Here is a 12,739-nt window from a genome sequence, read left to right as displayed (position 1 = left end):
AACTTTACTGCTCTTGACCTGGCGGAATGCCCTCGGGGTCCCAGAACCACCCGAGTGAGTGAACCTCCCCCGGTTCCTCCAACGAGCGCCGCGCGGAAAGGTCACGGCCCGGCCCGCACCGGCCGAACCCGACGGTCGGGCCCCGCCCCGCAGGTCCGGTGCCTCAGGCCCGGCTCCTCGGGCCCCGCCCCTCAGGCCCGGTGCCGCCACCGGTAGCAGAGCTCCGGCCGCCCGACGCTCCCGTACTGCGGCTCCCGCACCGCGCACCCGGTCTCCACCAGGTGCTCCAGGTAGCGCCGCGCGGTGATCCGGGAGACCCCGGCCGCCGCGCCCGCGGCCGCCGCCGACAACCCGGTGGCCGCCTCACGCAGGACCGAGGCGACGGTGTCCAGGGTGGGCGCGCTCAGCCCCTTGGGCAGGGTGCTGCGCTCCGGCGTGCGGAGCAGGGCGAACGCCTGGTCGACCTCCTCCTGCCCGGTCGCCTCCCCGCTGCGCCCGAGGCTGTCGCGGTAGCGGGCATAGCGCTCCAGCCGGTCGTGCAGGGCGGCCGCGCTGAACGGCTTCAGCAGGTACTGCACGACGCCCGCGGAGACCGCCTGCCGGACCATCGCGAGGTCGCGGGCCGAGGTCACCGCGATGACGTCGGTGCTGTGGCCGGCCGCGCGCAGCGTACGGCAGAGCTGGAGCCCGTGGCCGTCCGGCAGGTAGAGGTCGAGCAGGGTGAGGTCGACGGGCGTCCCGGCGGCGCGGGCCCGGTCCAGGAAGCGCAGCGCGTCGGCGCAGCTGTGGACCGTCCCGGCGGCGTGGAAGCCGGGCTCCCGCCGGACGTAGAGGGTGTGCGCGGCGGCGGCCACCGGGTCGTCCTCGACCACCAGGACGGAGATCCCCGCCCCGGCGGCGGCTGTGTGGGCGGTGCCGTTCACGCCAGGGCCCCTTCCCGCTCCCGACCGCTCGACCCGCCGGGCCGGTCGGTGGACTCCCCCGGCTCGCCACCGGGCCCTCCCGGCCCTCCCGGCCCGCCCGGCCCGCCCGGCCGTCCGGCCAGCGGCAGCCGCACCGTGAGCACCGCGCCGCGCTCCCGTCCGACCTCGACGGTGCCGCCGTTGCGCCGGGCGGTCTGGGCGACCAGCGCCAGCCCGAGCCCGTGCCCGTGCCCGTCCTGCTTGGTGCTCCAGCCCCGCCGGAAGACGTCCTCGACCGCGCCCGGGTCGATCCCCGCGCCGGTGTCGGCGACCCGCAGCAGCAGGCAGGCGCCGGGCACCCCGGCGCCGCCACCGCCATCCCCGTCATCGCCGCCGTCGCGACCTTCGCCGTCGCCGCCGGTGCAGTCCCGACCGCCGCAGTCCCGACCGCCGGCGATCCGCGCCGTGACGGTGACCTCCGGCGGGACGGGGCTCTCGGCCGCGCCGGCGATGGCGGCGTCCACGGCGTTGTCGATCAGGTTGCCGAGGACGGTGATCAGGTCCCGCGCGGAGAGGCCGGGCGGCAGCACCCCGTCGTCGATCCGGCTGTCCTCGGTGAGCGTCAACTCCACGCCCCGTTCGGCGGCTTGGGCGGCCTTGCCGAGCAGCAGCGCGGCCAGCACCGGCTCGCCCACCGCCGCGACCACCCGGTCGGTGAGCTGCTGGGCGAGTTCGAGCTCCGCGGTGGCGAACTCCACCGCCTGTTCGTGGCGGCCGAGTTCGATCAGCGAGACCACCGCGTGCAACCGGTTGGCGGCTTCGTGAGCCTGCGCGCCGAGCGCCTCGGTGAAGCACCGCACCGAGTCCAACTCCCCGCTGAGCGCCTGGAGTTCGGTGTGGTCCCGAAGGGTCACCACCCGACCGAGGCCGGGGCCGGTGCCGATGGTGGAGGTGTTCAGCACCACGACGCGCTCGGCGGTCAGGTGCACCTCGTCCCGGACGGGCTCCTCCCCCAGCACGGCCGCCACCAGCGCCTCCGGCAGGCCCAGTTCCACCACCGGTCGACCATCCAGGTCGCCGGTCAGACCGAGCAGTTCACGGGCGGCGTCGTTGCACAGCACCACCCGGTGCGAGCGGTCCAGCAGGACCAGTCCCTCGCGCACCGCGTGCAGGGTCGCCTGGTGGTACTCGTAGAGGTGGCTCAGCTGGTCCGGCCCCATCCCATGGGTGTGCCGCCGCAGCCGGGAGTTGGCGAGATAGGTGCCGACGCCGCCGACCGCGAGCGCGGCGACCGCCACCCCCACCAGGGCGAGCAGCGGACCGCTCAGCTGCGCGGAGATCGACTCCACCGTGAGGCCCGCGCTGACCAGCGCGACCACCCGGTGCCGCTCGTCCCACACCGGGGCGACCACCCGCACGGACGGGCCGAGCGTGCCGGTGTACGTCTCGCTGCGGGTCTGCCCGGCGAGCGCCCAGTCGATGTGCCCGAGGTAGGTCCGGCCGATCTGCTCGGGCAGCGGGTGGGTCCAGCGCACGCCGTCGGTGTCCATGACGGTGATGAAGGAGACCCCGGTGTCGGCCCGCACCTGCTCGACGTACGGCTGGAGCGCCGCGGTCGGGTCGGGGGCGCCGACGGCGGCCCGGACGGACGGCGAGTCGGCGACGGCGTGCGCGACCGCGGTGACCTGGCGACGGGCGGCGTCCTCGGCGCGGTCGGCGGTGAAGAGGTACGCGAGCACCGCGCCACCGGCGACCACGGTGGCGACGATCACCACCTGGACGACGAACAGCTGCCCGGCCAGGCTGCGGACCAGCCGCCGGGGACCGCGGCCCGTCGGCCGGTGCGAACGGCGGCGCGGGGCGGTGGGGGCGGTGCGCTCGGACATGCCTGCCAGTGTGCACCACGCCTCCGGGCGCCCCCGAGGGCCGTCCGGCCCGCACCGTTCGCGGGCCGGGCCGTTCGCGGGCCGCACCGTTCACGGGCCGGGCCTCCGGGCCGGACAGCCGGGTCGGACATCCGGGCCGCCCGCGCCGTTCATGAACTCTATGAACGCAAACGTGACCTCCGTCACCTCGGAGCCCATAGTCAGAGCGGCCCATCCCCCCGGGGCCACCAGGACTGCACGGCAAGGGAGCCGCAGATGTCGATCACTGGAGCCGCCGCGGCGGCGGGACCCAGACGCAAGGACCGGACCCACTACCTCTACATCGCCGTGATCGCCGCGGTGGTCGCGGGTGTGGTGGTCGGCCTGGCCGCCCCCGGTTTCGCCGTGGAGCTGAAGCCGATCGGCACGGGCTTCGTCAACCTGATCAAGATGATGATCAGCCCGGTGATCTTCTGCACCATCGTCCTGGGCATCGGCTCGGTGACCAAGGCCGCGAAGGTCGGCAAGGTCGGCGGCCTCGCCCTCGGCTACTTCCTCGCCATGTCGACCGTCGCGCTGGCCATCGGCATGGTCGTCGGCAACCTGCTGGAGCCCGGCGGCGGCCTGCACCTGACCGCCGCGCTCGCCAAGTCCGGCCACGCCCAGGCGGCCGCCGGCGGCGCCCAGTCGACCGCCGACTTCCTGCTCGGGATGATCCCCGAGACGCTGTTCTCCGCCCTGACCCAGGGCAAGGTGCTCCAGACCCTGCTGGTCGCCCTGCTCACCGGCTTCGCCCTCCAGGCGATGGGCCCGGCCGGCGCGCCGGTGCTGCGCGGGATCGAGCACGTGCAGCGGCTGGTCTTCCGGGTCATGTCGATGATCATGTGGGTCGCGCCGGTCGGCGCCTTCGGCGCGATGGCCGCCGTGGTCGGCGCCACCGGCACCGCCGCGCTGAAGAGCCTGGCCGTCATCATGATCGGCTTCTACGTCACCTGCGTGCTCTTCGTCGTCGTGGTGCTGGGCACGCTGCTGCGCCTGGTCGCCGGGGTCAACGTGTTCGCGCTGCTGAAGTACCTCGGCCGCGAGTTCCTGCTGATCCTCTCCACCTCCTCCTCCGAGAGCGCGCTGCCCCGCCTGATCGCCAAGATGGAGCACCTGGGCGTCAGCCGCCCGGTCGTCGGCATCACCGTGCCGACCGGCTACAGCTTCAACCTCGACGGCACCGCCATCTACCTGACCATGTCGTCGATCTTCATCTCCGAGGCGATGGACAAGCCGATGTCGCTCGGCGAACAGCTCTCGCTGCTGGTCTTCATGGTGATCGCGAGCAAGGGCGCGGCCGGGGTCACCGGCGCCGGCCTGGCCACCCTCGCGGGCGGACTCCAGTCGCACAAGCCCGCGCTGGTGGACGGGGTCGGCCTGATCGTCGGCATCGACCGCTTCATGTCGGAGGCCCGCGCGCTCACCAACTTCGCGGGCAACGCCGTCGCGACCGTGCTGATCGGGCACTGGACCGGCGAGATCGACGCCGAGCGCGCCCGGCGGGTGCTGGCCGGCGAGCTGCCGTTCGACGAGCTGACGCTGGTCGACTCGCACGGTGCGGCCTCCGGTCCCGCCGCCGCGTCGGACGGCTCCACGGCCGACGCCCCCGAGGCCACTCCCGGGACCGCTCCCGAGACCGCCCCCGAGGCTGTCCCCACCCGGGGCACCGCCACCAAGGGCGCGACCACGGCCGGGGTCTGACCCCGGCAGCGACCCCCGTACTCCCCCGGTCCGGCGCCCCCACCAACCCCCGGAAACGGCGCCGGACCGGGGGTCCTCGTTTTCCCGTCCGGCCGACGTTCCCGGTCGGGCCCGAACAGGTACCCGGCCCGCTCGTCACAGGTCCTGCGAGCCGCTGACCACCCAGGACACCCCGCCGACCGGGTCCTCCAGCACGACGTGCAGATGGTGCAGCCCGGCCGACGGCTCCTGCCAGGTGAAACAGCGCATCCGGTCCACCAGCGCGTTCACCTCGCCCCGGTCCACCCCGCCTGCCCCGTCCGGACCGTCCGGACCATCCAGGCCGTCCAGGCCGTCCGCCCCGGCCATCGCGGCCAGTGCCCGCCACACCCCCAGCCTCCCGTGCGCGCAGCCCCGCGCCCGCTCCAGGGCGGCGGACCGCACCAGCGCCGGGTAGACGAGCGCGAACGGCAGGTACCCGCCGACCACCCGCCGGTCGCGGGCCAGCAGGGCGGCCGCCGCCGGGGCCTGGCCGCGGACGCAGGCCGTCTCCGCCCACGGCGCGAGCGCGCCCAGCCCCTCCAGGGCCCGGGTGACCGGCGGCCCGTCCGGCCGTCCGGCCGACCGCGCCACCGGGGGCAGCTCCACCTCGCCCAGGCCCTCCCGGCTGGCCGGCAGGGTCAGCAGCGCACTGCGCGCGCCCCCGCCGGGCAGGTACTCGCGTACCCGGGCCGCCTCGTCCCAGCCCGCCGCCTCCCACGGCTCCAGGCGCAGCGGCACGCCCTCCGGGTCGGGCTCGGCCCCGTACGAGAGGTCCTCGCCGAGCAGCGCCCGGGTGTGCGCGACCAGCCGTCGCACCGGGACCGGACCAAGCAGCGGGGCCAGCCGCAGCCAGGAGTGCCGGGTCGCCAGCACCTCCCAGAGCGGGCCGGCGTCGTGGTCGGCCACTCCGGCAGACGTCCCCGCGCCGCCGTCCCAGTCGAACAGGCGGACGGCCAGCTCGGGCGGCGCCGCATAGGCGATCAGGTGGCCGAGCGGCGCGGTCAGCACGGCCGCGGCCTCCTCGCCCGCCTCCGCCACGGCGGCCGCGCGGCCCTGCCGGTAGGCGGCGAGCAGCTCGGGCCAGCGGCCGTCCTCGGCCAGTGCGCGCAGGCGGCCGTGCTGGTGGATGATCACGATTCGCAGGGTACGGGCCGGGGCGGCGCATCAGCTGACTTGCCGTCAGCTCGGTGCGTCGGGGCGGCGCTCGTACGCCCGCCGCCCCGCGCACCGCCACACCCTCAGCTCCGCTCGTGCTCCCGCTCGCGCTCCTGTTCGCACCCCCGCTCCTGCTCCCGTTCGCCCCCCGCCTCCCGCTCGCGTTCGCGTTCCCGCTGGAGGACGGCGCGCAGTCGGCCGTGGGCGCGGCGCCGGGTGACGGCCAGCGTGCTGCGGTGCAGCCCGAGCAGTTCGGCGGCCTCGTCGACGCTGTAGCCGTCGAGGTCCACCAGCGCCACCGCGCGGGCCTGCTTGACGGTCAGGAAGCCCAGCAGGCGGACCACCTCCCAGCGCGCCTGCAACTCGGCCATCCCGCCGGACCGGGGGTCGAACTCCCCCCGGTCCCGCTCGACGGCGTCGCCCACCTCCGGCACCTCGGGCATCGACACCCGCCGGCGCTCCCGGCGCCACTGGTCGCGCAGGATGTTCACCATCGTGGTGAACGCGTAGGCGTACGGCTGCGGATGACCGAGGAAGCGCTCCGGCCGGCGGGCGATCCGCAGGTACGCCTCGTGGACGACGTCCCCGGCGCCGACCGGACCGCCGGCGAGGGAGGCCGCCGCCTGCTGGAGTCTGGGCAGGAGATCCGTGAACACCCGGTTGAATTCGGCCGATTGACCGCTACTCCCACTCGGACCGAAGCCCTCTTCCCGTCCGCCGCCCGCATTTCGACCGCTGCAATCCACCATGCCGCTCTCCCCGGAAATCGGCACCCCGAGCACCCGGTCCGCCCTGGCCACAGGGGTCTTGAGCCGACCGAATGACTTGTGACACAGGTCACATCATAGTTCGTCGTCTCACTGTGCGCAGTCATTCGTGTGCACCATGTCACCAACCGCACAGGAAGCGGGACTTCACGTCCGCGCGGACACCCCGGCGACCGGGGACGGCTCCGCCCGACGAGAACCCCTGAGCAAGGAGAACCACCGTGCGAGGTTGCATCGCCAGGAAGATCGCCACGTTCGGGCTGGCCGCCACGGCCGCCCTCGGCGTGCTCGGGACCACCGCCCTGCCGGCCGCCGCGGCGACGGTCCGGACCCAGGCCCTCACCCCCGAGACCGACACGGACTGGAACACCGTCGAGACCGCGACCTACCGCTGCGTCATCACCGCCGACTACGGCTGGCGCTGGGAGGGGACCTGCAACGTCTACTCCGGACGACTGCGCACCATCACCTACTGTGCCGACGGCTCGTCGAGCACCGGCCTGTGGATCGGCGCGCGGCCGCAGGCCTGGGCGGTCTGGGGCAACTGCCCCGGGTCGAGCTGGACCCGGATCGTGTTCCAGTGGCACAGCTGAACCGCCGGACCCGGAACCGCTGAGAGTCGACGGGTGACAGGTGACAGCTGACAGATTTCGAAATCTGTCAGCTGTCATCTGTTAGTTGTGAGTTGTCAGCTGTCATCCGCACGCCGTCCGCCCGCCGACACCTCCCGCCGCCGCCTCAGCCCACCGGAGAGACGTCCGCGAGCAGCCGGGCGGCGTGCACCCGGCCCGCGTGCTCGACCAGGTTGATCAGCACCTCCTTGCCCGAGGCCCGGTGGCGCGCATCGCACAACAGCACCGGCGTACCCGCGTCCAGGTCCAGCGCGCGGGCGACCTCCTCCGACCTGAACTCCCGTGTCCCGGCGAAACGGTTCACCGCGACCACGAAGGGGATGCCCCGGTGCTCGAAGAAGTCGACGGCCGGGAAGCAGTCGGTCAGCCGGCGGGTGTCGGCGAGCACCACCGCACCGAGCGCCCCCTGGGCCAGCTCGTCCCAGAGGAACCAGAACCGGTCCTGCCCCGGGGTGCCGAACAGGTAGACCGCCAGCCCCTCGCGGATGGTGATCCGACCGAAGTCCATCGCCACCGTGGTCGTCGACTTCCGCTCCACGCCGTCGAGGTCGTCCACCTCCCGCCCGGCCTCGGTCAGCCGCTCCTCGGTGCGCAGCGGCCGGATCTCGCTGACCGCGCCGACCAGCGTCGTCTTGCCGACCCCGAAGCCGCCCGCCACCAGGATCTTGAGCGCCAGCACGGCATCGTCGGGATCATCGGCATCGAACGGGTCCGACCCGCCGTACGGACCGGACCGGCCGTACGGATCGGACGGATCGGACGGATCGGACGGGTCGGACGATACCGACGGATCAGGCAGGTCGGACGGGTGGTCAGAGTGCACGGAGTCCACGGATGACCTCCTGGAGGATGCGCTCGTCGGGGAGCAGGGCGGGCGGGACGGGACGGCGGACCCGGATGAGCCCGGCCGCCAGCAGGTCGCCGAGCAGCACCCGCACGACGCCCACCGGCAGGTCGAGCTCGGCGGCCAGCTCGGCCACGGACAGCGGGGTGCCCCGGCACAGCGCGAGGATGCGCGCCTGTTCCGGGCCGACCGGCGGCTCGGGCGCGTCCGGTACGAGCGCCGGGTCGGGGAGTTCGGCGACCACCACGGCGATCAGGTCGAAGCGCTGCTCCCCGGCCCCGGTGCGCCCCCTGGTCATCGCGTACGGGCGGACCAGCGGCCCGGCGTCGTCGTCGTACCAGCGGGCCCGGTGGGCGGCCGCGAGCGGATTGCGGGGGTGACCGTCGGGTTCGGCCCTCGGGTGCTCGGGATGTCGCCCCCGGGACGGGTGGGGCACCGGACTCACCGGCCGCCCACCGTCCGCGGCGGGGTGCTCAGGTGCTCCCCGACCCGGCGGACCAGCCTGGCCATCTCGTAGGCGACCAGGCCGAGGTCGGCCCGGGCCGTGGTGAACACGGCGAGGCAGGTGCCCTCCCCGGCCGCCGCGACCAGCAGGTAGCCGCCCTCCAACTCGACCATGGTCTGGCGGACTTCGCCGGCGCCGAAGTGCCGGCCGGCGCCCTTGGCCAGGCTGTGGAAGCCGGAGGCGACGGCCGCCAGATGCTCCCCGTCCTCCCGCGCCAGACCGGCCGAGGTGCCCATGGCCAGTCCGTCGGCGGAGAGCATCACGGCGAAGCGGAGCTCGGGGGCGCGCTGGACCAGCTCGTCGAGGAGCCAGTTCAGCTCCCCCGCGCGGTGGGTGGTGGCGATCACGGACGCTCTCCTTCGGGTCGGGACGGGGGTTGGGGGTGGCGCGCCCGCGGCGGCCGCGGAGCGTCGGCGGGCTGCCCGTCCCGCCGACCCTCCGGGTGCAGACCGCGCGCCCATCCGTTCTGGAAGGCCGACATCGTCGCCCGCGCCTCCTCCGGGCTGCGGCCCGCGGCGCCGAGGCCGTCGCCGGACCCGGGGCCGGCCGAGGCCACGGCTGCGGTGGCGGCGGCCGTACGACGACTGTGCGCGGTCGGACGGGCCGGGCCCTCGCGCAGCTGCGGTGCGAGGCTCGCCTGGCGGGTCCGTCGCGGCAACTCCTCGGGGCCCGAGTCGGCTTGGGGGCCGTCCGGACGGGGGCCGTCCGATCGATGGCCGTCCGGTCGTTGACCATCTGGACGGGGACCGCGCAAGCCAGGTCCAGCTACCGGATCCGAACGGCGTTCCGTACGGTACGGCTCCGCGCTGTACGGCTGCGGCGGCCCGGACTGCGGACGGGCGGCCGCACCCGCGCCCCCGTCCGCAGCCGGACCGGCCACCCGGGCACCGGAGGCCCGGTAGGGGGTACGGCGCACCGGCCCGGGGTCACTGCCCCGGGCACCGAACGGCAGCAGCGCCCCACCCTCCGGCGGCGGCCCACCCGCCGCCGGAAGCCCGTCACTTGCCCCGCCCTGCGAGTACTCCCGGCGCCCCGGGTCACCGCTCAGGGCGCCGCCCGGGACACCGCTGGGACCCCCCGTCGGCTCCCCCGCGTGACCGTGCACCGGCGTGACCTCCCGCTCCGGGCCGCCGTGCTGTGCCCGCTCGGCGAACACCGGCTCCGTCGGTCCCGCCCCGACCGCCACGCCGCCCGGCGCCGCCGCGCGCGGCAGGGGCGGCACCGGCTCGAAGCCGTACCGCGCCTCCTCCGCCCCCACCTCCGCCTCCACTTCGGCCGTATCGTCGGCCGTCTCGTCGGCCAGCAGCGTGGTCGGCAGCAGGACCACCGCCGTGGTGCCGCCGTACGCGGAGGTCACCAGCGAGACCTTGACGTCCTGCCGCCGGGCGAGCCGGCTGACCACGAACAGGCCGAGCCGGTCGCTGTCGAAGAGGTCGCTCTGCTCGGCGGCGGCGATCCGGCGGTTGGCCGAGGCCAGCACCTCCGGCCCCATGCCGAGGCCGCGGTCCTCGATCTCCAACGCGAAGCCGTTGCCGACCCGTTCGCCCCGGATGTGCACCCGGGTGTGCGGCGGGGAGAACCCGGTGGCGTTCTCGACGAGTTCGGCCACCAGGTGGGTGAGGTCGGCGACGGCGTGGCCGACCACCGCGGCCCGTGGCAGCGGGTGGACCTCGACCCGGGCGTACTCCTCGACCTCCGAGACGGCCGCGCGCACCACGTCCACCAGCGGGACGGGCCGACGCCAACCCCGCCCGGGAGCGGCCCCGGAGAGGATGATCAGGCCCTCGGCGTGGCGGCGCATCCGGGTGGTGAGGTGGTCCAAGCGGAACAGGTCGGCCAGCTCGGACGGGTCGTCGGTGCGGCGCTCCATAGCGTCCAGCAGGGTGAGTTGGCGGTGCACCAGGACCTGGCTTCGGCGCGCGAGGTTGACGAACACACCGGAGACCCCGGAGAGCACCTCGGCCCGCTCGACCGCCGCCGTGACGGCCGCCCGCTGGACGGTGCCCAGCGCCCGCTGCACCTGGCCGATCTCGTCGCCCCGCCCCACCGGCCGGGGCGCCTCGGCCTCGATGTCCACCTCCTCCCCCGCACGCAACTTCCGCATGGTCGCCGGGAGTTTGCGCCCGGCCAGCTCAAGTGCCGAGTTGCGCAGGCCGATCAGATCGGTGACCAGCCCGCGCCCGATCTGCACCGAGATCACCAACGAGGCCACCACGCCGACCAGTCCGAGCAGCACTGCCATCCCCGCCGGGGTGAACAGGCCCAGGGCGTACGGGTCCTGGCGCTCGGCGGCGAGCCGTCCGGCCTGGTCCTCGACGGTCCGCAGGCCGCCGGCCACATTGCCCGCGACCATCGCCCACCGGTCGGCCGGCACCGCCGCGACCGCCGTCCGGCCGTCGGCGGCCGTCCGCACCCTGTCCTCGTACCCGGCCAGCTCGCGGTGGTCCTGGCCACCGGTGACGGCGAGCAGCGCCGCCCGGTCGGCGGGGCGCAGCTCGGCGGCGGCGCCCCGCTCGAACTCGCGCCGGGCGAAGGCCGCGCCGGCGAACTCCCGCAGCTGGTCGTCGCCGAGCCCGCCGGACAGCTGGGCGGCGCGCAGCAGGGCGTCCTCCCGGGCGAGCAGTTCCCGGGACCGGGCCAGCTCCAGCAGCACCCGCGCGTCGGCGGCCACCTGGCGGTCCTGGAGCGGCGCGACGGCACCGGCGGCGGCGAGCGCCCGGTCCACCGCCTCGCCGTACGCGGCGTACGCCTCGGGCCAGCCGACGCTCCTGGCCAGGACCCGGTCGCGCAGGACGGGCAGGGCGGCGAGGGAGCCGCCGAGCGCGTCCAGCCGGGCGGCCGCGTCCCCGCCCAGGCCCTGGGCGTCGGCACGGTTGTAGCCCCGGTCGGGGCGGCGGGGGTCTGGGAACAGCGGAGTGAGCGCCCGGTCGGTGGCCGCCGCCGCCTCGCGCAGGGCGCTCTCCCGGACGGCGCTGGGGGCGGCCACCGGGGCGGCCAGCAGCTGACCGACGGCCGTGCGTTCGGCTTGCAGCCCGGCGACCGTCTCCGCGACCGGCGTGAGCAGCGTGCGCTGGGCGTCGCGCTGGCGCATCAGGCCCCAGACGCCCTGGGCGGTGGTAACGGTGGCGAACCCCCACAGGGCGATGACGGAGACGACCGGGACCATCAGCAGGGCGATGATCCGGGCGCGGACGGTCCGGGGGCGCAGGCCGCGCAGCCACGGGCCGGGCCGCGGTGGACGGGCGGGCGGCCCGGCATGGGCACCCCGACGGGCACCGGGGGCGGTACCGCGGTCTTCTCGCATGGGTGAGGAGCCTTTCGGGCAGGGAGAGGCTGGAGGACGGAGGCAGGTGGGCGGGGGCAGGCGGGCGGGGGCTGGAGGGCGGGGGCTGGAGGGGGGCGCGGCTCAGGCGGCGCGGCCGTGCCGTTCGCCGCCGCGCCCCTCGCCGCCGCGCCGCCCGGCCTCGGCCGGGGCGAGCTCCTGCCGGGCGGGCTCGGGGTACGGGGGCCCGGGGTACGGGGGCCCGGCAGGCAGATCCTCGGTGGCCAACTCGCCGGCCTCCCGGTAGCCGGCCCGCTCCTGGGCGGTCGGCGAGAGCGCGACGAAGGCCGAGGCGAGGAAGAGGAACGAGCCGAGACCGACGGCGAGTGGGAAGACGAACTCCATCGGGCTGACCCCGCCGAGGCCGGTCCGGGTCGGCTCCAACCGGACGTGGACGGCGGCCATGCCGGTGTAGTGCATGCAGCTGACGGCGAGACCCATGGCCATCGCGGCGGCCGCGGCCGCGTACACGTTGCGGATGGTGACGGCGGCCCAGAGCGCGGCGGTGGCGGCGCCGACCGCGACCAGCACGGACAGCGCGACCGTCCCGGCGTCGTAGTGCAGCCCGCCGTGCATCCGGAGGGCGGCCATGCCCAGGTAGTGCATCGCGGCGACGCCGAGGCCGGTGGTGACGCCGCCGGACAGCAGGGAGAGGCCGCGGTGCCGGCCGTAGCAGACCACGGTCAGGCCGAGGCCGGTGACCAGCACCGCGACCACGAGGCTGAGGACGGTCAGCGGCACGTTGTAGCGCAGCTCGGTGCCGTCGACGGTGAAGCCGAACATGGCGACGAAGTGCATGGTCCAGATCCCGGAGCCGATCGCGGCGGCGGCCGTGACCAGCCAGTTCCGCCGGGCCGGGCCGCTCGCGGCCAGGCCGCGCAGCGTGCAGCGCAGCCCGAGGGCCGCGCCGGCGCAGGCCATCAGGTACGAGAGGGCGGGGGTCAGCCAGCCGAAGCTGAGGTGGTTGATGGTGCCCATGGGAC

General features: G+C 75.3%; 11 protein-coding genes. 2 read left to right on the top strand and 9 right to left on the bottom strand.

The window, feature by feature from the left end:
• Positions 1-191: 191 nt before the first annotated feature.
• Complete coding sequence (locus ACFCY1_RS03880) at positions 192-923, bottom strand: response regulator (RefSeq protein WP_117491070.1); 732 nt, start codon at positions 921-923, stop codon at positions 192-194.
• Positions 920-2,788, bottom strand: a complete 1,869-nt coding sequence (locus ACFCY1_RS03875; protein WP_375873397.1) for an ATP-binding protein — start codon at positions 2,786-2,788, stop codon at positions 920-922. The genes ACFCY1_RS03880 and ACFCY1_RS03875 overlap by 4 nt, the downstream gene beginning before the upstream one ends.
• Positions 2,789-3,043: 255 nt before the next feature.
• Here ACFCY1_RS03875 and ACFCY1_RS03870 point away from each other — a divergent pair, with 255 nt between their 5' ends.
• Positions 3,044-4,510: a cation:dicarboxylate symporter family transporter gene (locus tag ACFCY1_RS03870; RefSeq protein WP_375873396.1), complete on the top strand. Its 1,467-nt coding sequence runs from the start codon at positions 3,044-3,046 to the stop codon at positions 4,508-4,510.
• Positions 4,511-4,645: 135 nt separating this feature from the next.
• On the opposite strand, the gene ACFCY1_RS03865 is transcribed toward ACFCY1_RS03870, so the two are convergent.
• Positions 4,646-5,665 (bottom strand): hypothetical protein, encoded by a 1,020-nt coding sequence (locus ACFCY1_RS03865; protein WP_375873395.1) that lies wholly within the window; start codon positions 5,663-5,665, stop codon positions 4,646-4,648.
• Positions 5,666-5,769: 104 nt separating this feature from the next.
• Positions 5,770-6,342 (bottom strand): RNA polymerase sigma factor, encoded by a 573-nt coding sequence (locus ACFCY1_RS03860; RefSeq protein WP_375873394.1) that lies wholly within the window; start codon positions 6,340-6,342, stop codon positions 5,770-5,772.
• A gap of 332 nt (positions 6,343-6,674) precedes the next feature.
• On the opposite strand from ACFCY1_RS03860, the gene ACFCY1_RS03855 reads away from it, so the two are divergent.
• Complete coding sequence (locus ACFCY1_RS03855; RefSeq protein WP_375873393.1) at positions 6,675-7,046, top strand: hypothetical protein; 372 nt, start codon at positions 6,675-6,677, stop codon at positions 7,044-7,046.
• Positions 7,047-7,191: 145 nt separating this feature from the next.
• Here ACFCY1_RS03855 and ACFCY1_RS03850 read toward each other — a convergent pair whose 3' ends face one another.
• The 5 genes from ACFCY1_RS03850 to ACFCY1_RS03830 form a co-directional block, all read right to left on the bottom strand.
• On the bottom strand, positions 7,192-7,764 hold the full coding sequence (locus ACFCY1_RS03850) for an ATP/GTP-binding protein (RefSeq protein ID WP_375873392.1): 573 nt from the start codon (positions 7,762-7,764) through the stop codon (positions 7,192-7,194).
• A 133-nt stretch (positions 7,765-7,897) separates the two neighbouring features.
• Positions 7,898-8,245 (bottom strand): DUF742 domain-containing protein, encoded by a 348-nt coding sequence (locus ACFCY1_RS03845; RefSeq protein ID WP_049651866.1) that lies wholly within the window; start codon positions 8,243-8,245, stop codon positions 7,898-7,900.
• A gap of 125 nt (positions 8,246-8,370) precedes the next feature.
• Positions 8,371-8,781: a roadblock/LC7 domain-containing protein gene (locus ACFCY1_RS03840; protein WP_375873391.1), complete on the bottom strand. Its 411-nt coding sequence runs from the start codon at positions 8,779-8,781 to the stop codon at positions 8,371-8,373.
• Complete coding sequence (locus tag ACFCY1_RS03835; protein WP_375873390.1) at positions 8,778-11,738, bottom strand: nitrate- and nitrite sensing domain-containing protein; 2,961 nt, start codon at positions 11,736-11,738, stop codon at positions 8,778-8,780. The genes ACFCY1_RS03840 and ACFCY1_RS03835 overlap by 4 nt, the downstream gene beginning before the upstream one ends.
• Before the next feature lie 102 nt (positions 11,739-11,840).
• Entirely contained in the window at positions 11,841-12,734 is an 894-nt protein-coding gene (locus ACFCY1_RS03830; RefSeq protein ID WP_375873389.1) for an MHYT domain-containing protein, read from the bottom strand.
• Positions 12,735-12,739 lie beyond the last annotated feature (5 nt).

It is taken from the genome of Kitasatospora sp. NPDC056273 (genome assembly GCF_042268845.1).
Classification (GTDB): domain Bacteria; phylum Actinomycetota; class Actinomycetes; order Streptomycetales; family Streptomycetaceae; genus Kitasatospora.
The sequence above is the reverse complement of the archived record's forward strand: the minus strand, read 5'-3'. Positions and strand labels throughout refer to the sequence as shown.

Coding starts and splice junctions, on each gene's coding strand:
- ACFCY1_RS03875 (WP_375873397.1), bottom strand. CDS start 2,788: ATGTCCGAGCGCACCGCCCCCACCGCCCCGCGCCGCCGTTCGCACCGG.
- ACFCY1_RS03870 (WP_375873396.1), top strand. CDS start 3,044: ATGTCGATCACTGGAGCCGCCGCGGCGGCGGGACCCAGACGCAAGGAC.
- ACFCY1_RS03835 (WP_375873390.1), bottom strand. CDS start 11,738: ATGCGAGAAGACCGCGGTACCGCCCCCGGTGCCCGTCGGGGTGCCCAT.
- ACFCY1_RS03830 (WP_375873389.1), bottom strand. CDS start 12,734: ATGGGCACCATCAACCACCTCAGCTTCGGCTGGCTGACCCCCGCCCTC.